The sequence below is a fragment of the Allobosea sp. 10L417 genome, assembly GCF_056395485.1.
In genome coordinates, this window is the sequence record NZ_JBFTJP010000018.1 from 1 (window position 1) to 19,059 (window position 19,059).

The 19,059-nt window shown below is 67.1% G+C and carries 18 protein-coding genes; 2 read left to right on the top strand and 16 right to left on the bottom strand.

The annotated features are described in order from the left end of the window. The 10 genes from AC1DE3_RS26770 to AC1DE3_RS26815 form a co-directional block, all read right to left on the bottom strand. Positions 1–1,429: DNA translocase FtsK (locus AC1DE3_RS26770; protein WP_476852941.1), on the bottom strand; the 1,429-nt coding region annotated here is incomplete at its 3' end. Between the two features lie 103 nt (positions 1,430–1,532). Continuing rightward, on the bottom strand, positions 1,533–1,682 hold the full coding sequence (ccoS, locus tag AC1DE3_RS26775; protein WP_149130936.1) for a cbb3-type cytochrome oxidase assembly protein CcoS: 150 nt from the start codon (positions 1,680–1,682) through the stop codon (positions 1,533–1,535). Further along, positions 1,679–3,877 (bottom strand): heavy metal translocating P-type ATPase, encoded by a 2,199-nt coding sequence (locus AC1DE3_RS26780; RefSeq protein WP_476781169.1) that lies wholly within the window; start codon positions 3,875–3,877, stop codon positions 1,679–1,681. The genes ccoS and AC1DE3_RS26780 overlap by 4 nt, the downstream gene beginning before the upstream one ends. A gap of 1 nt (position 3,878) precedes the next feature. Next, positions 3,879–4,424 carry a FixH family protein gene (locus AC1DE3_RS26785; RefSeq protein WP_476852942.1) on the bottom strand — a complete coding sequence of 182 codons (546 nt, stop codon included), beginning with the start codon at positions 4,422–4,424 and terminating at the stop codon, positions 3,879–3,881. Continuing rightward, the gene (gene ccoG / locus AC1DE3_RS26790) at positions 4,421–5,875 is read right to left on the bottom strand and encodes a cytochrome c oxidase accessory protein CcoG (protein WP_476781171.1); all 1,455 of its coding nucleotides are present in this window, start codon (positions 5,873–5,875) and stop codon (positions 4,421–4,423) included. Before ccoG ends, AC1DE3_RS26785 begins: the two co-directional genes overlap by 4 nt. 1 nt (position 5,876) lies before the next feature. Then, positions 5,877–6,764, bottom strand: coding sequence for a cytochrome-c oxidase, cbb3-type subunit III (gene ccoP / locus AC1DE3_RS26795; RefSeq protein ID WP_441513559.1), 888 nt, complete (start codon positions 6,762–6,764; stop codon positions 5,877–5,879). 2 nt (positions 6,765–6,766) lie between these two features. Then, entirely contained in the window at positions 6,767–6,922 is a 156-nt protein-coding gene (locus tag AC1DE3_RS26800) for a cbb3-type cytochrome c oxidase subunit 3 (protein ID WP_441513558.1), read from the bottom strand. An 11-nt stretch (positions 6,923–6,933) separates the two neighbouring features. After that, complete coding sequence (gene ccoO, locus AC1DE3_RS26805; protein ID WP_476781172.1) at positions 6,934–7,698, bottom strand: cytochrome-c oxidase, cbb3-type subunit II; 765 nt, start codon at positions 7,696–7,698, stop codon at positions 6,934–6,936. A gap of 12 nt (positions 7,699–7,710) precedes the next feature. Next, entirely contained in the window at positions 7,711–9,324 is a 1,614-nt protein-coding gene (gene ccoN, locus AC1DE3_RS26810; protein WP_476781195.1) for a cytochrome-c oxidase, cbb3-type subunit I, read from the bottom strand. A 182-nt stretch (positions 9,325–9,506) separates the two neighbouring features. Continuing rightward, positions 9,507–10,163 carry a helix-turn-helix domain-containing protein gene (locus AC1DE3_RS26815; protein WP_441513556.1) on the bottom strand — a complete coding sequence of 219 codons (657 nt, stop codon included), beginning with the start codon at positions 10,161–10,163 and terminating at the stop codon, positions 9,507–9,509. A 217-nt stretch (positions 10,164–10,380) separates the two neighbouring features. Between AC1DE3_RS26815 and AC1DE3_RS26820 the strand changes: the two genes are divergently transcribed. Then, entirely contained in the window at positions 10,381–10,854 is a 474-nt protein-coding gene (locus AC1DE3_RS26820; protein ID WP_476781173.1) for a hypothetical protein, read from the top strand. Between the two features lie 50 nt (positions 10,855–10,904). Here AC1DE3_RS26820 and pcaF read toward each other — a convergent pair whose 3' ends face one another. From pcaF to AC1DE3_RS26850, 6 genes are all read right to left on the bottom strand, one after another. Next, positions 10,905–12,113 (bottom strand): 3-oxoadipyl-CoA thiolase, encoded by a 1,209-nt coding sequence (gene pcaF, locus AC1DE3_RS26825; protein ID WP_441513554.1) that lies wholly within the window; start codon positions 12,111–12,113, stop codon positions 10,905–10,907. Positions 12,114–12,236: 123 nt separating this feature from the next. Then, positions 12,237–13,154 carry a dihydrodipicolinate synthase family protein gene (locus tag AC1DE3_RS26830; protein ID WP_476781174.1) on the bottom strand — a complete coding sequence of 306 codons (918 nt, stop codon included), beginning with the start codon at positions 13,152–13,154 and terminating at the stop codon, positions 12,237–12,239. A 52-nt stretch (positions 13,155–13,206) separates the two neighbouring features. After that, the gene (locus tag AC1DE3_RS26835; protein WP_476797914.1) at positions 13,207–14,718 is read right to left on the bottom strand and encodes a tripartite tricarboxylate transporter permease; all 1,512 of its coding nucleotides are present in this window, start codon (positions 14,716–14,718) and stop codon (positions 13,207–13,209) included. A 19-nt stretch (positions 14,719–14,737) separates the two neighbouring features. Beyond that, positions 14,738–15,226 (bottom strand): tripartite tricarboxylate transporter TctB family protein, encoded by a 489-nt coding sequence (locus tag AC1DE3_RS26840; RefSeq protein WP_441513551.1) that lies wholly within the window; start codon positions 15,224–15,226, stop codon positions 14,738–14,740. 129 nt (positions 15,227–15,355) lie between these two features. Beyond that, on the bottom strand, positions 15,356–16,351 hold the full coding sequence (locus tag AC1DE3_RS26845; RefSeq protein ID WP_441513550.1) for a Bug family tripartite tricarboxylate transporter substrate binding protein: 996 nt from the start codon (positions 16,349–16,351) through the stop codon (positions 15,356–15,358). 75 nt (positions 16,352–16,426) lie between these two features. Continuing rightward, a complete protein-coding gene (locus tag AC1DE3_RS26850; RefSeq protein ID WP_476781176.1) occupies positions 16,427–17,461 on the bottom strand; it encodes a 4-hydroxythreonine-4-phosphate dehydrogenase PdxA in 1,035 nt (344 codons plus the stop codon). Positions 17,462–17,615: 154 nt separating this feature from the next. Here AC1DE3_RS26850 and AC1DE3_RS26855 point away from each other — a divergent pair, with 154 nt between their 5' ends. Beyond that, positions 17,616–19,007, top strand: a complete 1,392-nt coding sequence (locus AC1DE3_RS26855; RefSeq protein ID WP_476852943.1) for a flagellar biosynthesis protein FlgA — start codon at positions 17,616–17,618, stop codon at positions 19,005–19,007. Positions 19,008–19,059 lie beyond the last annotated feature (52 nt).

Here is a 19,059-nt window from a genome sequence, read left to right on the forward strand (position 1 = left end):
CCGATCCGATGGTCTTGCCGAGGCAGAGCGCCAACTTGTGCTTGGTTGCCTCGAAATCCTGGCTGGCGAGGAGCTCGCGCAGGAAGACGGTCTCGCGCTTGCTGTTGGGCAATTCGATGCCGATGGCGTTCTTGCCCTGCACCACCGCGACACGGGCCGAGACCGCGCTCATCGAACGCGCGATGTCGTCAGCCAGCGAGATCACCCGCGAGCTTTTGATGCCGGGGGCGGGTTCGAGCTCATAGAGGGTCACCACCGGGCCGGGGCAGGCCTGGACGATCTCGCCCCTGATATTGAAATCTTCGAGCACGCCTTCGAGCAGGCCGGCATTCTGCTGGAGGACCTCGACCGGCATCGCCTCGGCCTGTGCCACAGGCGGCTCGGTCAAAAACTCGATCGGCGGGAGCTGGAAGCCGGCATCCTGCATCACCGGCAGCTCGACGAGGCGATGCTTGGCCTTGAAGGGGGCGGCCTTGGTCGGCTGAACCATGACGGGCTCGGGCACAACGACCGGCTCGGGCGCGGGCTCGACCACAGGGCGCGTGCTGCGTGCCAGCGGCACTCCGGGCTTCACGGCGATCACGGGGTCGACCGGGACGGGAACGTCATTCTCGACCGGCTCGATCTCGGCGGCCGGCGCACACCAGGACGGCACGGAGATCTGGAAGCTCACCTGATAGCTCTGACCCCAATTCAGACCCGACCAGGCGGGAACGATGAGCGGAGCCGAAACGGCGAGCGGCGCGGCCTCGGGCCGCTTGGCCTCGGGCTGTGCCCGCGCGCCGCCCTGAGCCCGTGGCGGCTCTTCGGAAACGGTGTCGGCCGCAGCCGGGGTGGTGGCGGCGGACCATCTCGCAGGGGGCGTGACGGTCTCGAACGAAAACTCGGCGTCGTCGCGCTCGGCCTCGGGCACGCATTCCCAGAAGGCGTGGTCGGAAATGAAGGCGAGCGGCGTCGTGGCCTCCTCGGCCTCGGCAACCGTCTCCGGCCAGACGACCTCGCCGGTCACCTCGAAGGGCTCCTCGATGATCGGGGCCATCGCCTCGTCAGGCGCGTCCAGCGGCTCGGCAAGCGATGCATCCTCGCTCTCCGGAGTGCCCCAGACCTTCTTGATGAGATGGTCCGGCGTCCGCCAGAAACGGACGCGATTCGTACTGGCCGGCGGCGCTGGAACAGCTATCGCCCTGGATTCGGTCGAAGCGGGAACAGCCTGCTCTCGCTCGACTTGCGCCGCCTTGCGCAGCTTGTCGGGCGTGCGGCTGAAACGCACGTTCTCGGGCCGGACGCAAGGCTTCTCCTGCGCCTCTTCCACGGGGCGCCGGACAGCCCGCGGCGACACCGGAGCCTGGAAGGATTCGTCGGCTTGGTCGGCGCTATAAGCCTCGGAAACGATGACGTTCGCGCGGCGGTGACGGTCAAGTTTGTGCATGGGCTTGGGCGAACACGATAACTCGTTAACCAGTCACCCAGTGCTAGCCCGGCAGGGTTAAGGCCCCATGAATCCGAGCCGTTGTTAACAGGCGAGGCAGAACTCAGTCCCGCGTGTCGTCATCCTGCAGGACGCGCCAGGCCGCCCCCTCCAGATCGGCGAATTGGCCGCTGCGCATGCACCAGAAGAAGGCGCCGAGCCCGATCAGACCGAGTCCGAGGGCGAGGGGAAACAGGATCACGATGATGTTCATGCATCTGCCTCCGAGGAAGCCCCGCGGCCGCGTGCGCGCAAGGCGTTGAGCGTCACCACCAGCGACGAGCCGGACATGGCGACGGCGGCGACGAGCGGCGTCGCCAGCCCGGCAATCGCGATCGGCACCGCAATCGCGTTGTAAAGCACGGCGAACCAAAGGTTCTGCAGCATCAGCCCGCGCGCCTTCCGTGCGATCTCGATCGCTGCGGAGACCGGGGCAAGGCTGTCACCCAGGAAAACGACATCGGCCGCCGCCTGCGCGAGATGGGTCGCGCTCACCGGCGAGATCGAGACATGGGCACCCGCGAGCGCCGGCGCATCGTTGAGGCCATCGCCGACCATCAGCACCTTGCGGCCATTCGCCGCCATGCTGTCGAGCAGGTTGAGCTTGTCGCCCGGAAGCAGGCCGGCCTGCACATGCGCGATGCCAAGCTCGGCCGCGATCGGCGCGACGGCCTCCGGGCGGTCGCCGGAGAGGATCGCGATTTCCAGCCCCGCCGCGCGCAGCGCGTCGATCGTCTCGCGCGCCGCGGGACGCAGGCTCTGGCCGAGCGCCAGAACAGTGCAGCAGGAACCGTGGCGATAAGCGATCAGCGAGGCGCCGGGATGAAGCGCCTTCACCGACTCAGCTTCGGCCTCAGCCCCGCAGAGGGCGATGCTGCCTAACCGCTGCTCGTCGTTGCCTTCGCCTGCCGTCAGGCCTTGACCGCGTTCCTCGCGGACATCGGACCTTGCGGACGCGCCTCCGAGCGCGCGCGCCAGAGCCTGTGCCAGCGGGTGGGTGCTGGCCGCCGCGAGCGCACCGATCTCGGCGCGGCGCTCAAGCGGCAAAGCCTCGGGATTGAGGATGTCCGGCTCGGGCAGGGTCAGCGTTCCCGTCTTGTCGAAGACGGCGATGTCGGCTTCCGCGAGGCGCTCCAGCGCATCGCCCTCCTTCAGCATGATCTTGCGCTTGAACAGGGCGGAAGCCGCGACGACCTGCACCGCCGGGATCGCAAGCCCAAGCGCGCAGGGGCAGGTGATGATCAGCACGGTGACGGCGATCATCAGCGCCTCCGGCCACGCCAGCCCCCATGCCAGCCAGCCGAGGAATGTCGTGGCCGCCAAAGTGTGGACCACCGGCGCATAGAGCCGCGCCGCCCGGTCCGACAGGCGGACATAGCGCGAGCGGCTGCCCACGGCCTGACTCATCAGCCGGTCGATCTCGTCGAGCAGCGTGCCCTGCCCGGCAGCCTCGACCCGCACCGTCAGCGCGCCGGTGAGGTTGAGCGTGCCGGCATGGACGCGCTCGCCATGGCCGATCGCAACAGGGGCTGTCTCGCCGGTGACGAGGCTCTGGTCGAGCGCGGAGCGGCCGGTCTCGACAACGCCATCGACCGAGACGCGCTCGCCTGGACGCACGAGAACGCGGTCGCCCGCCGCGATCGCCGCGATCGGCGTGATCGTCCAGCTGCGGTCATCGGCCAGCCGCGTCGCGGTCTCGGCCTTGAGGGCGGCAAGATTGCCGGCGAGGTCGCGGGTGCGCCGCCGCATCAGCTGGTCGAGATAGCGCCCGATCAGCAGGAAGAAGAGCAGCATCACCACGCCGTCGAAATAGGCGTGGCGGCCATGGGTCCAGGTTTCCGCTACCGACATGGCGAGCGCCAGCACGACGCCGATGGTGATCGGCACGTCCATGTTGACCGCGCCGGCCTTCAGCGCCCTGAGTGCGCTCTCGAAGAACGGCCGGCCGGCATAGGCCGCCGTCGGCAAGGCGATGAGCGCCGAAAGCCAATGGAAGAAGTCCCGCGTCGTCGGGTCGATGTCACCGCTGTTGCCGGACCAGACCGCGACCGAGAGCAGCATGATGTTCATCGAGGCGAAGCCGGCAACGCCCAGCCGGCGCAGCAGGCCGCGCTCCTCGGTGGCGGCGCCCTCCTCCTGCCGCTCGGGCACGAAGGGATAGGCCTTGAAGCCGAGCGCCGCGAGCTTGTCGACGACAGCTTCCGGCCGCAGCAGCGCTTCGCGCCATTCGACCGAGACGCGCTTCAGGGCGAGATTGACGCGGGCGCCGAGAATGGCGGGTTCGCGGCCGAGGCCGCTCTCGATCGCCTGCATGCAGCCGGCGCAGCGGATGCCGTCGACCGCGAGCTCCATGCTGGCGACGCCGCCATCGCGATGGCGCACGAAGACGGAAAGATCCTGCGCCGCCATCTCACTTCTCCGGCAGGGTGATGCGGCTGCGCGAGACGAAGACGACCTCCTCGCCGCGACGCGCCTTCAGCTCGAGGATCCAGGCACCGGCGTCGATACGGTCGAAGCGCGCCTCGTAGCGCCCCGGCTGGCGTTCGCTCAGCGCGACGCTGTGGTCGCGCGCGGAGGTAGCGGGGTGGCGCAGCCGCGCCGTCCCCGTGAAGCCGGAGAGCGGCTGGCCGAGCCGGTCGGCCAGCGTCACGTCGAGCGCCGCGCCCTCGCCCTGCCTTGCGAGCGTGGCCGCGGCATTCCAGCCGCGCGCGTCGCGCTCGTGCTGGCGCGCGATCTCCTGGTTGAAGTGCTGGCCGTCCTCATAGGCGCTGCGGGTCTCGACCCCCGGCATGGTCCGCAGCGCCACCGTCATGATCGTCGCATTGACCGAGATGATGACACCGAAGAACAGCACCAGCATCGCTGCAACCATGCGCCCGGTGAGCCGGAAAGGGCGGCGCGGGCGCGGGGCGGCGGGGGTGTCGCAGGACATCAGGAAAACTCCGCAGCAGCTCATGGTTTGCCTCCGGGCGCCATGAAGTGGTCGGTTGCGCGCACGGTTTCCCCGGCGAAGAGATCCGAGGCGGTGATGGTGATGGGCTGAGACGCATCGAGCGGCACGCCTGCCGGCACGGTGACGAGGACACGCACTTCTCGCGAGGTGTCCGGATCGACGTTCACGACCGGTCGGAGATCGGCGGTGGGTGCGACGCCGACCGCGTCGATGCGGATGCCCGGCAGGCCATCGACGGTGAGCGCGAAGGGGCGGACATCCGGGCGCTTGTTGAGCAGGCGCACCGCATAGGCGTTGCGGATCGAGCCGTCGCTCAGCGTCACGAAGAGTGGCGCGCGCTCGTGCAGCACCGAGATATCGGCGGTGCGACGCGTCGCAAGCTGCCAGATCATGGCTCCGCCGACGACGAGGATCAGCGCCGCATAGATCAACGTGCGCGTCCGCAGCGGGCTGTAGACGGCTGGCTTTCCGGCAATGCGCCGCTTGACGTTGATCTCGGTGTCATAGGCGATGAGCCGCTTGGGACGGTCGATCTTGGCCATCACCGTATCGCAGGCGTCGATGCACAGGCCGCACTGGATGCAGTCGAGCTGGGCGCCCTCGCGGATGTCGATGCCGACCGGGCAGACGGCGACGCATTGGTGGCAGTCGATGCAGTCGCCGGCCGGCGCGCCCTGCGCCTTGAGCTTCTGCGCCTGCTTGACCGAGACGCGCGGCTCGCCGCGGTCGTAGCGATAGGTGACGTTGAGCGCCTCGTCGTCGGTCAGGGCCGCCTGGATGCGCGGCCAGGGGCACATGAACTTGCAGACCTGCTCGCGCATGATGCCGGCGAGCGAATAGGTGGTGAAGGTTAGGATCGCGATCCAGACATAGGCCGAGATCGGCGCGGTGAAGGTCGCAAGCTCCCGCACCAGCGTCGGCGCATCGGCGAAGTAGAGCACCCAGGCGCCGCCGGTCCACCAGGCAATGACGAGCCAGACGGCGTGTTTGGCGCTCTTGCGCCAGAGCTTGTCGAAACTCCAGGGCGCCTCGTCGCCGCGCATGCGCTCGCGGCGGTCGCCCTCGAAGAAGCGCTCGACGGCGAGGAAAAGGTCGGTCCAGACCGTCTGCGGGCAGAGATAGCCGCACCAGACCCGGCCCGCGACGGCGTTCATCAGGAAGAGGACGAACGCCGCCATGATCAGCAGGCCGGTGAAGTAGTAGACCTCCTGCGGCCAGATTTCGATGAAGAAGAAGTAGAAGCGATTGTTGGCGATGTCGGCCAGCACCGCCTGATCAGGCAGATGCGGGCCGCGATCCCAGCGCAGGAACGGCAGCAGGTAGTAGATGCCGAGGCACAGGAACAGGATGAGCCATTTCGCGCGCCGGAACGGGCCGGAAACGCTCTGCGGATAGACCTTCCGCGACGCCGCAAAAAGCGGGGTGTCGTCGGGATCGGCCTCGGCGGTGCTCACGCTACTGCCCTCCCCCCAGCGAATGGACGTAGACGGTCAGCGCCTTCAGCGTGGGCTCATCAAGGCGGCCGCCCCAGGCCGGCATCACGCCGCCCCGGCTGTTGGTGATGGTCTCGGTGAGCGAGGCCATGTCCATGCCGTAAAGGCTTATCGCGTCGGTCAGGTTGGGCGCGCCCAGTTCCTGGTTGCCCTTGCCGGCGGGGCCGTGACAGGCGGCGCAGTTGTCGGCGAAGAGCTTGCGCCCAAGCGCCAGGTTGGCCTTCGGCTCGGTCGACAGGCCGGCGAGCTCGCGGACATGGTTGGCGACAGCGTTGATCTCGTCGCGCTTGAGCATGCCGTCGCGGCCGAAGGCCGGCATCTGGCTCACTCGCGTCTCGTCATTGCCGGCGACGCGGACGCCATGGCGCAGCGTCTGCATGATCGCGTCGAGCGAACCGCCCCAGAGCCAGTCGTCGTCGTTCAGATTGGGATAGCCCTTGCCCCCGGCGCCGCCGACGCCGTGGCAGGCGGCGCAGTTGTCGCCGAAGGCCGCCTTTCCCTGCGCCATCGCGATCTGGAACAGCGCCGCATCGGCCTTGATCTGCGCGGGCGTGGCGTCGGCCATGCCCGCGGCCTGGACAGCACGCTGAGCCTTCAGTTGCGCCATGTCCGCGCTGATATCGGCCCGGCTGGCGTAGCCGATCACGCCCTTGGTGGCGTCGGTCAGCAGCGGCCAGGCCGGGTAGACGATCCAGTAGCCGAAGGCCCAGACGATGGTGGCGTAGAAGATGCCAAGCCACCAGCGCGGCAGCGGGGTGTTGAGCTCGCGGATGCCGTCCCATTCATGACCGGTCGTGGCGATGCCGGTGTGAGGGTCGATATGCGGGGCGTCGTGCTTGTTCTGGTCCATGGTCAGTCCTCGCGCAGCGGATTGAGCGCGGCTTGCTCGAAGCGGGCGCGGTTCTTCGGCCAGAAGGCGTAGAGGCAGACGCCGAGGAAGACGGCGACGAAGTAGATCAGGCCGGCGGACTGGGCGAAGCCGGCGAGCCAGTGATAGGTCGTTTGCATGGCAGCCTCGCTCAGCGGATGTTGGCCTTGTCGTCGTAGAGCTTGAAGTCGACGAGCGTGCCGAGTGCCTGGAGATAGGCGATCAGGGCGTCGGCTTCGGTGATGCGCTGGGGGTTGCCGTCGAAATCACGCGACTGCACCCGCGGATAGCGCTTCTCCAGATCGGACTGGCCGGGATGGTCCGGTGTCGCCTGCGCCTTCAGGTCGCTCTGCGCCTGCGCGATCATCTCGTCAGTGTAGGGCACGCCGCCGGCGCGGTTGGCGCGCAGCTCGTCGGCGATGTCGTTGTAGTTCAGCTCGGTCTTCGCCAGGAAGGGATAGCCCGGCATGATCGACTGCGGGACGACCGCGCGCGGCTCGGCGAGATGCGCCCGCTGCCACTCGTCGGAGTACTTGCCGCCGACGCGGGCGAGGTCAGGCCCCGTCCGCTTCGAGCCCCACTGGAAGGGCTTGTCGTACATGCTCTCGGCCGCGAGCGAGTAATGCCCGTAGCGCTCGACCTCGTCGCGCAGCGGCCGGATCATCTGGCTGTGGCAGTTGTAGCAGCCCTCGCGGACATAGATGGATCGGCCGGCCAGTTCGAGCGGGGTGTAGGGGCGCATGCCCTGCACGGTCTCGATCGTGTTCTTCAGGTAGAAGAGCGGGGCGATCTCAACCAGGCCGCCGACCGAGATCACCAGCAGCACGCCGATGACCAGGATGATCGAGTTGGTCTCGAATATCTTGTGCTTGGCCCAGAGCGACCGGCGCGCGGGCTTGTGTTCGATGCTCGTCATTCCGGAAGCTCCTCAGACGGCCATGGCCAGCGGCGCCGGCGCCTCGTCGGAGAGCGGCATCTCGGCCGCGCTCTCGGAGCGCACGGTCATCCAGAGGTTGAAGGACATGATCAGCGCGCCGATCAGGAACAGGGCGCCGCCCATCGCGCGGATCACATAGAAGGGGTGCATCGCGGCGACGGTCTCGATGAAGGAGTATTCGAGGAAGCCGAGCGAAGTGTAGGCGCGCCACATCAGGCCCTGGAGGATGCCGGAAACCCACATCGCCGAGATGTAGAAGACGATGCCGAGCGTCGAGATCCAGAAGTGCCAGCTCACCAGCTTGAGCGAGTAGAGCCCCTTGCGGTTCCACAGCCAGGGCACGAGGCAGTAGATCGCGCCGAAGGAAATGTAGGCGACCCAGCCGAGCGCGCCGGAATGGACGTGGCCGATGGTCCAGTCGGTGTAGTGCGACAGGCCGTTCACCGCCTTGATCGACATCAGCGGGCCTTCGAAGGTCGACATGCCGTAGAAGGCGAGCGAGACCACCATCATCCGCAGCACGGGGTCGGTGCGCAGCCGATCCCAGGCGCCCGACAGGGTCATGATGCCGTTGATCATGCCGCCCCAGGAGGGCATCCACAGCATGATCGAGAAGGTCATGCCCAGGGTCTGCGCCCAGTCCGGCAGCGCGGTGTAGTGGAGGTGGTGCGGGCCGGCCCAGATGTAGATGAAGATCAGGGCCCAGAAGTGGATGATCGAGAGCCGGTAGCTGTAGATCGGCCGCTCCGCGCGCTTGGGCACGAAGTAGTACATGATCGCGAGGAAGCCGGCGGTGAGGAAGAAGCCGACTGCGTTATGGCCGTACCACCACTGGAACATCGCATCCTGCACGCCCGACCAGAGGCCGTAGGATTTCGGCGACAGGATCGAGACCGGCATGGCGACGTTGTTGCCGATATGCAGGACCGCGATGGTCAGGATGAAGCCGAGATAGAACCAGTTCGCCACATAGATATGCGGCTCCTTGCGCTTCATCACCGTGCCGAGGAAGACCAAGAGGTAGACGACCCAGACGATGGTCAACCAGAGGTCGGCATACCATTCGGGCTCGGCGTATTCCTTGCCCTGGGTGATCCCCAGCAGATAGCCCGTGCCGGCGATGACGATGAAGAGATTGTAGCCGAGGACGACGAACCAGGGCGAAAGCGTGCCGGCCAGCCGCGCGCGGCAGGTGCGCTGCACGACGTAGAACGAGGTGCCGATCAGCACGTTGCCGCCGAAGGCGAAGATCACGGCCGAGGTGTGCAGCGGCCGCATCCGGCCGAAATTGATCCAGGGCAGATCGAAATTGAGATCGGGGAAGGCCAGCTGCGAGGCGATGAGCAGCCCAACCGTGAAGCCGGCGATGCCCCAGACCATCGCGGCGATGGTCGCGAACTTGACCGGCTCCATGTTGTAGTTCGGCTTGCCGTCGAGTTCCTGCGGCTCGGCCGCAGGCGTGCCGTCGAAACAGCGGTTCGCGATCAGAATCACGCTGGCGGCAGCCGCTACGACGCCTAACATGGCATGGAAGGCGTAGCCGGAGTTTTCGGCCAGTGCCGAGATCACGATCAGCGGCAGCACGCAGGCCGTCGCGATCAGCATGCCGATCATTTCGCCGACAGTCGCCTGCCTGACTTGGCTTGCCGTTGCCGTCACATTCGACTCCCGCTTGGTCGCCGGCGCATGAGCGCGCCATGAACGGGAGGCTTAGCGGGCGGCCTGAGGCCGGGCGTTGATTCAGGTCAAGGGAAGCGGCTGGCAGGTTGCGACGAGAGACCGCAGTCTCAGGCCGCGACTGCGTTCATCCGCTCGGGATTCATCACGCGCACACCGCCCGGCACGATCAGGATCGTCTTGTCCTTGGCGAGGCGGGTGAAGGTACGGCTGACCGTCTCTATGGTGAGGCCGAGAAAATCGGCGATGTCCTGCCGCGTCATCGGCAGCGGCACCGTGACCGAAGGCTTGCCCAGGCGCGCCCAGCGCTGCTGCATGCCGAGCAGGAAACAGATCAGCTTCTCTTCGGCGGTGCGCCGCCCGAGGAGCATCATCTGCTCGTGGGCAAGCGTCAGCTCGTGCGTGGCGAATTCGTGGAGGCGCTTCAGCAGATGCGGCTTGGCGTCGACCAGCGCGGTATAAGCGCCGCGCGAGAAGGCGCAGGCCGCGACGTCGCCGATCGCATCGGCGGAGAAGCCATAGGCATCGCGCATGGCGAGCCCGAGGAAATCCCCCGGCAGGGCGAAGCCGACAACCTGGCGACGACCGTCCGACAGCAGCTTGTAGAGGCGCACCACGCCAGCGGTGACATTGTAGACGGAGTGAGCCTCGCGCCCCTGCGTAAACAGCGTCTCGCCAGAGGCGAAATGCGTGGGGTGCGCCAGGGATTCAAGCAGCGCCAGCTCGTCGTCGGAAAGTGACGCGCAGACGCTCACCAGGCGAACCATGCAGCTGCGGCAATTGCCCTCGCCACGGTTCGCAGTGCTACAGGCCGAAGGGTGACAGTTCACGATCGCATCTTCCCGCTTGTCGAAACGACCATAGCCGAGGCGAGCAGGGTCACAAAGCACGCTCGGCACCCTAGTCGGCGAAATTGATCCAGATCAATGCGACAACATCGCCCCCGCAACCACCGTGCGCTGCAGAAAATCGGGAGAGCCGCACGTGACCGGCGATGACATCTTCGAGGTCGCGCGCATCGCGCCGGCCGGAGCCGACGCCGTCTATGGCCTCGTCGCCATGCTGCATCCGGAGGTAACGCCCGACGACTGGGCCGCCTTCGTGCGCGAGCATTCGCAGGACGGCGCAAGGCCGCGGGGCGTCTTTGCCCTGCGCGATGGCCGCGGCATGCCGCATGCCCTGTTCACCTTCCGCGTCGCACAGACCATCAGTGGCGGAACCACGCTCGAAATCTTCGAGCTGGCGATGCTGCGCTTGCCGGGGACGCATCTGGTCGATGCGCTGCTGCGCTTTGCCAATCAGCTCGCTGTCGAGCTTGGCCTGCCCCGGATCTCGATCTCGCTGGAGCGCTCGGCCGCCTGGCCGCAGGACCACGACGCACTGCAGCGCTCGGGCTTCCAGGTCGATCGCGTGATGGTTCTGGGGCGGGCCCGGATGGAGCCCGCACCCTGGAATTGACCTGTCTCAATCCGGCCTGGCGCCGCTCCCGGGCGGCGCAAACCCGGCGGTCAGACCCGCTCCAGCGCGATGGCGATGCCCTGGCCGACGCCGATGCACATGGTGGCCAGCGCACGCTGCTTGCCGGTCAGCGACAATTCGAGCGCGGCGGTGCCGGCGATGCGGGCTCCGGACATGCCGAGCGGATGGCCGAGCGCGATCGCCCCGCCATTCGGGTTCACATGCGCGCCGTCCTCGGCGATGCCGAGATCGCGGAGAACCGCGATGCCCTGGGAGGCGAAGGCCTCGTTGAGCTCGACGATGTCGAAATCGGTCGGTTTCAGCCCCAGACGCTCGCAGAGCCTGCGGGTCGCCGGGATCGGCCCCAGCCCCATCACCCGCGGCGCGACGCCACCGGCAGCGCCACCGACGACGCGCGCCAGCGGGGTCAGGCCGTATTTCGCCGCGGCCTTCTCCGAGGCGATGATCAGCGCCGCGGCGCCGTCGTTGACGCCGGAAGCATTACCGGCGGTGACGGTGCCGCCTTCCTTGCGGAAGGGCGTCGGCAGCTTGGCGAGCTTCTCCAGCGTGGTGTCGCCGCGCGGATGCTCGTCGCTCTCGACGCGGATGGCATCGCCCTTCCGCTGCGGGATCACGACCGGCACGATCTCCTTGCCGAGGCGGCCATTCTGCTGGGCGGCGACAGCCTTGAGCTGCGAGCGCAGGGCGAAGGCATCCTGATCGGCGCGGCTGATATTGCAATCGGCGGCGACGTTCTCGCCGGTCTCAGGCATCGAATCGACGCCGTATTGCTGCTTCATCAGCGGATTGACGAAGCGCCAGCCGATCGTGGTATCGTGGATCTCGGCATGGCGCGAGAAGGCGCTGTCGGCCTTCGGCAGCACGAAGGGCGCGCGCGACATGCTCTCGACGCCGCCCGCGATCATCAGTTCGGCCTCGCCCGCCTTGATCGCGCGGGCCGCCGTGATGACGGCGTCCATCCCTGAACCGCAGAGCCGGTTCATCGTCGTGCCCGGCACCTCCTTGGGCAGGCCGGCGAGCAGCAGCGACATGCGCGCGACATTGCGGTTGTCCTCGCCCGCCTGATTGGCGCAGCCGAAGATCACATCGTCCACTGCAGCAAAATCGACGCCCGCGTAGCGCTCGACCAGGGCCTTCAGCGGCACGGCGCCGAGATCATCCGCCCGCACAGAGGACAGGGAACCGCCGAAACGGCCGATCGGCGTGCGGACATAGCCGCAGATGAAAGCGTCGCTCATCGTCGGGAACTTCCCCTCTGTCGCCGTGCTTCAGGCCCGGCCGTCAGTCGGGTGTTCTCGCTGCCCCTCCGCGCTTTGTAAAGACGAAGCGGCGCGCGGCTGCGCCCGCCGCGTCCCCCGGTCTCACTTGCCCCAGCGCAGCGCCAGAGGATCCAGCTCACGCGCGAGCTCGATCAGGCCCTCGCGGGTCTTCGGGTGCAGCGGCGTCAGCGGGTGGCGCACGGCCTCCGACTTGATCACGCCGCCTTCCTTCATCACCGCCTTGGCCGAGCGCAGGCCGCACTGGCGGTTCTCGTAGTTGATGATCGGCAGCACGCGGGCATAGAGCGCCGCCGCCTGCTTGCGGTCCCCGGCCGCATGGGCGGCGAGGATCGGCTTGATCAGGTCCGGGATCATGGCCGATGTCATGGTGCCGGTCGCGCCGGCGTCGAGATCGGCCATCAGCGTGATCGCCTCCTCGCCGTCGAAGGGGCCGACGACGGCATCGCCGCCCGCCTCGATCAGGGCGCGCAGCTTGTTCGCCGTGCCGGGCACCTCGATCTTGAAATAGCGGACGAGCGGAACCTCCTTCGCCAGCCTGACCATGAAGGGCACGGTCATGGTGACGCCGGAGAGCGGCGCGTCCTGCAGGATGACGGGCAAGCCGCAGGCGTCGGTGACAGCCTTGAAATGCTCGATCATGCCCTGCTCGTCGGCCTTGAGCAGCGCGCCGTGATAGGGCGGCATCATCATCAGCATTTTTGCGCCGGCATTGGCCGCGGCCTTGGCGCGGGCGGCGGCGATGCGCGTCGAGAAATGCGAGGTGGTGACGATGACCGGCACGCGGCCGGCGACCTGCTCGAGCGAGAGCCGCATGACCTGATCGCGCTCCTCGTCGGTCAGCAGGAACTGCTCCGAGAAGTTGGCGAGGATGCAGATGCCGTCGACGCCCTGATCGACCATCAGGTCCATGACGCGCCTGTTGCCCTCGCTATCGAGATCGCCATTGTCGTGGAAGATGGTCGGCGCGATCGGCAGGATGCCCTTGTAGGGTTCGGTCATGGCGTCATCTCGTATGGCGGACAGGGCGGCATTCGAAGGGGCGATACGGCCGTCAGACGGTTCTGGCGGCCTTGGTGCCACGCAAGCGGCGAGCGATGCTGCCGACAACGGGCAGCACCAGAAGCGCGAGCCCGACCGACATCAGCGTCGAGACCAGCGGGTTCGACCAGAAGATCGAGAGCGAGCCCTGGCTGAAGATCATCGACTGGCGGAACGCGTCCTCGGCCTTGTCTCCGATGACCATCGCCAGCACGAGCGGCGCGATCGGATAGTCGAGCTTCTTGAAGACGTAGCCGACGAGCCCGAAGATCAGCGCGAGCCAGATGTCGAACTCCTTGCTCGCGGCGGTATAGGCGCCGATGAAGCAGATCACCACGATGATCGGCCCGATGATCGAGAAGGGGATGCGCAGGATCGAGGCAAAGAGCGGCACCGTCGCCAGCACGATCACCACCGCGACGACGTTGCCGAGATACATCGAGGCGATCAGGCCCCAGACGAAATCCGGCCGGTCGGTGAAGAGCGTGGGGCCGGGGTTGAGCCCCCAGATCATCAGGCCGCCCATCATCACCGCCGCCGTCGCCGAGCCGGGAATGCCGAGCGCCAGCATCGGCAGCATGGCGGCGGAGCCGGCGGCGTGGTCTGCCGTCTCCGGCGCGATCACGCCCTCGGGCTCGCCCTTGCCGAATTTCGCCGGGTTGCGCGAGGAGCGCTTGGCCATGGCGTAGCTCATGAAGGAGGCCGCGGTCGGCCCGCCCGGCGTAATGCCCATCCAGATGCCGATCAGCGAGGACCGGAGCAAGGCGAGCCAGTAGCGCGGCAGCTTCGCGGCGGTGCGCAGCACGTCGCCGATGCGGACCTTGGCGGCGACGCCGTCGAATTTGAGCCCCTCCTCCATGGTCAGCAGCAATTCGCCGATGCCGAACAGGCCGATGACCGCGATCAGGAAGCTGACGCCCGCGAGCAGCACGTCGAACTCGAAGGTGAGACGGACATTGCCGGACACGGAGTCCATGCCGATGGTCGCCAGCGCGAAGCCGATCGCCATCGACACGACCGTCTTGAACGGCGAGGAACCGCCGAGCCCGATGAAGCTCGCGAAGGTCATGAAGTAGACGGCGAAATATTCGGGCGAGGAGAAGCGCAGCGCGAATTTCGCGACCCAGCCGGAGAGCAGCGTGATCAGGATGACGCCGGCCATGGCGCCGAAGCCGGCCGAGAGGAAGGCGAAGGAGAGCGCCTCGGTCGCCTTCCCCTGCTTGGCCATGGGGTGGCCGTCGAAGGTCGTCGCGACCGATGAGGGCTCACCGGGAATGTTGAACAGGATCGAGGTGGTCGAGCCGCCGAAGAGCGCGCCCCAATAGAGCGAGGTCAGCAGGATGATCGCCGAGACCGGCTCCATCGAAAAGGTCAGCGGCAGCAGCAGCGAGACGCCGTTGGGGGCGCCGAGCCCCGGCAGGACGCCGACGAGCACGCCGAGCAGCACGCCGGCCATCATCAGCAGGATATGATGTGTGGTGAGCGCGACCGAGAAGCCGTGCATCAGGTTGGCGACGTTGTCCATGCTGATATCCCCGCCGCTTTCAGAGGCCGATGAGCGGCTCGATCGGGCCTTTGAGCAGGCCGATCTGGAAGAATTTTTCGAGCGAGAAATAGAAGAACGCCGCCGTCGCAAAGGCCGTGACCAGGGTCGGCAGCCAGCCATAACCACCCTGGAAGCGCATCGCGAAGACGAGGTAGAGGATCGTCGCGACATACATGCCGAGCGTCGCGCTGATGACGACGAAGGCAATCAGCGGCAGGAGGAATGAAAGCACGCGCTTGCCGCGCTCGGCATCGAGGAAGGACTCGGCGAGTACCGCCTTGCCGGCGACGCGCTGGCCGACCGTCATGGCGAGCGTGCCGAGGCTCGCGAGCGCGATCAGCGCACCCGCATAGAAGGGGAAAGCGCCGGGTTGCGGGCCGGACGTATCCCAGCCGATGCCGAATTCGAGCGAGCCCTTCACGATGACGAGCCCGAAGACGAGCGTCAGGATCGCGGTCCCGATCTCGGCCCAAAAGCGGGTGATCATGCGGTGGGTTCTCCCTTTCAGGGCTTGCACGTCATGGCCGGGCTTGACCCGGCCATCTCGGAAACCAGCCTTCGCGTCATGAGATTCCCGGGTCGACGCGTCGCGCCGCCCGGGAATGACGATCGCACCTTACTTCGCGACCCAGCCTTCGTTTTCGAAGACCTTCTTGTTCGCGGCCTCGTCCTTGGCGACGAAGTCGGTGAGCTCCTTGCCCTTCATGAAGCGGGCGGTCTGGGCGGTGCGCTGCACGAACTCCTGCCATTCCGGCGTCTTGGAGACCTTCTCCAGAAGGTCTGCATAGTAGGCCACCGCATCGGCAGGAACCTCGGCCGGCAGCCAGACGGTGCGCGGCATCTGGAAGGTCTCGAGCGGCAGGCCCGCCTCCTTGCAGGTCGGGATATCGCCCCAGCCCTTGCCCTCGAAGACCGGATCGCTCTTGGCGAGGCGGACCGGCGAGAAGACGCAGAGCGGCTTCACCTGCCCGGCCTTCCACTGGCCGATGTTCTCGTTGGGATTGTTGACGTTGGAATCGATATGGCCGCCGGCGAGCTGCACGGCCGCCGCGCTGCCGCCCTGGAACGGGACGTAGATCCACTTCACGCCGGACGCGTCCTGGATCATCGAAGTCAGCGTCTGGTCGGTGTCCTTGGACTGGCTGCCGCCCATCTTGAAGCCCATCGGCTTGGCCTTGACCGCCTCGATATAGGATTTGGCGTCGGCATAGGGGGCGTCGCCCTTCACCCAGAGCAGGAACTCGTCGAGCGCCAGCGAGGCGACGGGTGTCAGATCCGTGAACTTGTAGCCGAGCTTGGCGACATAGGGCAGCAGATAGGCGTTGTTGGTGCCGAAGATGACGCGGTTCGGATCGCCCTTGCCGCCCTTGCCATAGACATAGCCCTCGGCGCCGGAGCCGCCGCCCTTGTTCACCACAACGATCGGCTGCTCCGTGAACTTGTGCTTGGTGATGATCGACTGGATCACGCGGGCAAAATTGTCGGTGCCCCCGCCGGCGCCCGAGGTCACGACGAACTCGATCGGCTTGGTCGGCTCCCAGGCCTGCGCCGCGCTGGCGCCGCCGAGCGCGATCGCGCCAGCGAATACAGCCGAGATGGCAATGGTCTTCATGATGATTTTTCTCCCTAGGAACTGGATTTTTGCGACGCCGCTCTTGTTGGCGGCTTCACTGAAAGCAGCGGGAATTCAGGCCGCAGCGCGCGCCCCGGCCTTTCCGTCCTGAGCCATCTTGATCGCGAGCGACAGTGCCGCGCGCGTCGCGCCGAGATTGGCGATGCCCTTGCCCGCAATCTCATAGGCCGTGCCATGAGCCGGCGTGCAGATCGGGAAGGGGAAGCCGCCGATCAGCGTGACGCCGCGGTCGAAGCCGATCAGCTTCATCGCGATCTGGCCCTGGTCATGATACATGGTCAGCACGGCATCGAAATCGCCGTTCCTGGCGCGCAGGAAGACGGTGTCGGAGGGGAACGGCCCCTCGACGGTGAAGCCCTTGGCCTTCGCCGCAGCAACCGCCGGCTCGATCGTCTCGATTTCGTCGCGGCCGAAATTGCCGCCGTCGCCGGCATGCGGATTGATGCCCGCGACCGCGATGCGCGGCGGGTTGAAGCCGGCCGCGCGCAGATTGGCGTCCGCCAGGGTCAGCGCCCGCAGGATGCGCTCCTGCGTGATGTTCTGCGCCACCTCCGAAAGCGGGATGTGCGAGGTCACGCGGGCGTTCCAGAGCTTGTCGAGGATGTTGAACTCACTCGCCGCCCCTTCGAAGCCGATGGCGTCGCGCACGAAGCGGATCTCGTCGTCATAGCCGGGATAGGCGAAGCGCATCGCCGCCTTGTTGAACGGCGTGAAGAACACCGCATCGGCCTTGCCGGAGGCGGCGAACTGCAGCGCTCGGCGGAAATTCTCGGTCGCAGCCTTGCCGCCAGCGAGCGTCGCGGTGCCACGCTTGAGATCGGCGGGATCATGGTTGGCGAGGTCGACGAAGACAGGTTTGTCGCCGAGCGGCAACGCTTCGCCATCCCCGACGACCTGAACCTGCGGGTCGGCGCCGCCATCCTTGATACCGAGGTCGAGCAGCCGCTTGTCGCCGAAGACGACATAGCGCGCGGCAGCCCTGAGATCGGCCTCCGAGAGAATGCGGGCCGTCAGCTCCGGGCTGATGCCCGAGGGATCGCCCATCGCCACGGCGATCACCGGCAGGGCTTCGTTCATCCGCTCGCTCATGGCCGCACTCCGCTGCCTGGAATTGTTTGTCGGCCCTCTCGCTAACACAGGCACCGCGTCGCCTCAAGTATGCTGTATGCAGCATAACGAGATTGCTGTAGTCATCGCCAAAAGCGCGGACCACGCCGTCATCGGCCGCGCCGGGAGGAGCCTGATGAATTTCCACGCGCATTACGCCGGGATCACCGAGCCGGTCGAAACCTGCCTCGTCGGCAGCGGCAGCTTCGGTCGCAGCTATCTGGCGCAGTCGCGCCGCACGCGGCTGGTCAATGCGCGCATCGCCGTCGACATGTCGGCGGAAGCCGCCGGGCGCGCCTTCGCCGCCGCCGGTTTCGCACCGTCCGAAATCGCCCTGTGCGAGACGGCAACGCAAGCACGCGCGGCTTGGGACAGCGGCAAATGCGTCGCGGCCGCCAGCCTCGACATCGTCCTCGACTTGCCCTTCCAGCTGCTCGTCGAGGCGACCGGCAGCCCGGAAGGCGCGACGCAATACAGCCTCGCCGCGATCGAGGCCGGCCGCCATGTCGCACTGGTCTCGAAGGAGGCCGACAGCGTCGTCGGTCCGGGGCTGGCGCGGCTGGCGCAGCAGAAGGGTGTGGTGGTGACGCCGGTCGACGGCGATCAACCCAGCCTGCTGATCGCGCTGGCGAGCTGGGCCGAGGTGCTTGGTCTCGACATCATCGCCGCCGGCAAGTCGAGCGAATACGATTTCGTCCTCGACGCCGCCACCGGCGATGTCGCCTGCAACGGCGTGACCCGCCATCTCCCGGCGTTGCGCGAGCACTGGCTGCCGGGCTCCCGCTCCATCGTCGCCAATGCGGCTGAACGCGCCCGCGTTCTGGGCGAGGCCTTCCCGCTGCGGGCCGTGCCGGATCTCTGCGAGATGACGCTGGTCGCCAACGCGCTCGGCTTCTCCGCCGATACCGCCGGTTTCCATGCGCCGCCGGCGCGCATCCCGGAGCTTGCCGACCTCTTCGCGGAGCGCGACGAGGGCGGCCTCATGTCGGGCACGCGGCGCATCGACGTTTTCCATCATCTGCGGCTGGCGGAAGAAGCCAGCTTCGCCGGCGGCGTCTTCATCGTCGTGCGCTGCGACAATGCCGAGACCTGGGAGATGCTCGCCGGCAAGGGCCATGTCGTCAGCCGCAGCGGCCGGACTGCGGCGCTCTACCTGCCCCGCCATCTGCTGGGCGTCGAGGTCGCCACCTCCATCCTCGATGCCGCCGGCCTCGGCCGCTCCGGCTATGGCGGGGATTACAGGCCACGGCAGGATCTCGTCGCGGTGGCGCAGCGCGACCTTGCCGCCGGCACGGTGCTGAAGATGGGCGGGCATCATCACAGCATCGACGGCATCGGTGCCGAGGTGCGGCCCGCCGCCCCGCTCGCAGCCGACCGCCCTGCCCCGTTCTACCTCGTCGCCGACCGGCCGCTCGTCCGCCCCGTCAAGGCCGGCGAGGCGATCCGCCTCGGCGATGTCGAGATCGGCGGGGATTCCGGCCTGCTGGCGATGCGACACCGCCAGGACGCACTCTTCGCCGCGGTTTGACAGCACTGACGCCGCGTGCCGTAACGGAGCAGCCGAAGACAATGGAGCAGCG

What these genes read in the sequence shown, in the direction of transcription:
- ccoS (WP_149130936.1), bottom strand. Translation starts at nt 1,682, where the DNA reads ATGAACATCATCGTGATCCTGTTTCCCCTCGCCCTCGGACTCGGTCTG.
- AC1DE3_RS26780 (WP_476781169.1), bottom strand. Translation starts at nt 3,877, where the DNA reads ATGGCGGCGCAGGATCTTTCCGTCTTCGTGCGCCATCGCGATGGCGGC.
- AC1DE3_RS26785 (WP_476852942.1), bottom strand. Translation starts at nt 4,424, where the DNA reads ATGAGCTGCTGCGGAGTTTTCCTGATGTCCTGCGACACCCCCGCCGCC.
- ccoP (WP_441513559.1), bottom strand. Translation starts at nt 6,764, where the DNA reads ATGGACCAGAACAAGCACGACGCCCCGCATATCGACCCTCACACCGGC.
- AC1DE3_RS26800 (WP_441513558.1), bottom strand. Translation starts at nt 6,922, where the DNA reads ATGCAAACGACCTATCACTGGCTCGCCGGCTTCGCCCAGTCCGCCGGC.
- ccoO (WP_476781172.1), bottom strand. Translation starts at nt 7,698, where the DNA reads ATGACGAGCATCGAACACAAGCCCGCGCGCCGGTCGCTCTGGGCCAAG.
- ccoN (WP_476781195.1), bottom strand. Translation starts at nt 9,324, where the DNA reads ATGCTGATCGCGACGGCCTGCGTGCTGCCGCTGATCGTGATCTCGGCA.
- AC1DE3_RS26815 (WP_441513556.1), bottom strand. Translation starts at nt 10,163, where the DNA reads ATGGTTCGCCTGGTGAGCGTCTGCGCGTCACTTTCCGACGACGAGCTG.
- pcaF (WP_441513554.1), bottom strand. Translation starts at nt 12,113, where the DNA reads ATGAGCGACGCTTTCATCTGCGGCTATGTCCGCACGCCGATCGGCCGT.
- AC1DE3_RS26830 (WP_476781174.1), bottom strand. Translation starts at nt 13,154, where the DNA reads ATGACCGAACCCTACAAGGGCATCCTGCCGATCGCGCCGACCATCTTC.
- AC1DE3_RS26835 (WP_476797914.1), bottom strand. Translation starts at nt 14,718, where the DNA reads ATGGACAACGTCGCCAACCTGATGCACGGCTTCTCGGTCGCGCTCACC.
- AC1DE3_RS26840 (WP_441513551.1), bottom strand. Translation starts at nt 15,226, where the DNA reads ATGATCACCCGCTTTTGGGCCGAGATCGGGACCGCGATCCTGACGCTC.
- AC1DE3_RS26845 (WP_441513550.1), bottom strand. Translation starts at nt 16,351, where the DNA reads ATGAAGACCATTGCCATCTCGGCTGTATTCGCTGGCGCGATCGCGCTC.
- AC1DE3_RS26850 (WP_476781176.1), bottom strand. Translation starts at nt 17,461, where the DNA reads ATGAGCGAGCGGATGAACGAAGCCCTGCCGGTGATCGCCGTGGCGATG.
- AC1DE3_RS26855 (WP_476852943.1), top strand. Translation starts at nt 17,616, where the DNA reads ATGAATTTCCACGCGCATTACGCCGGGATCACCGAGCCGGTCGAAACC.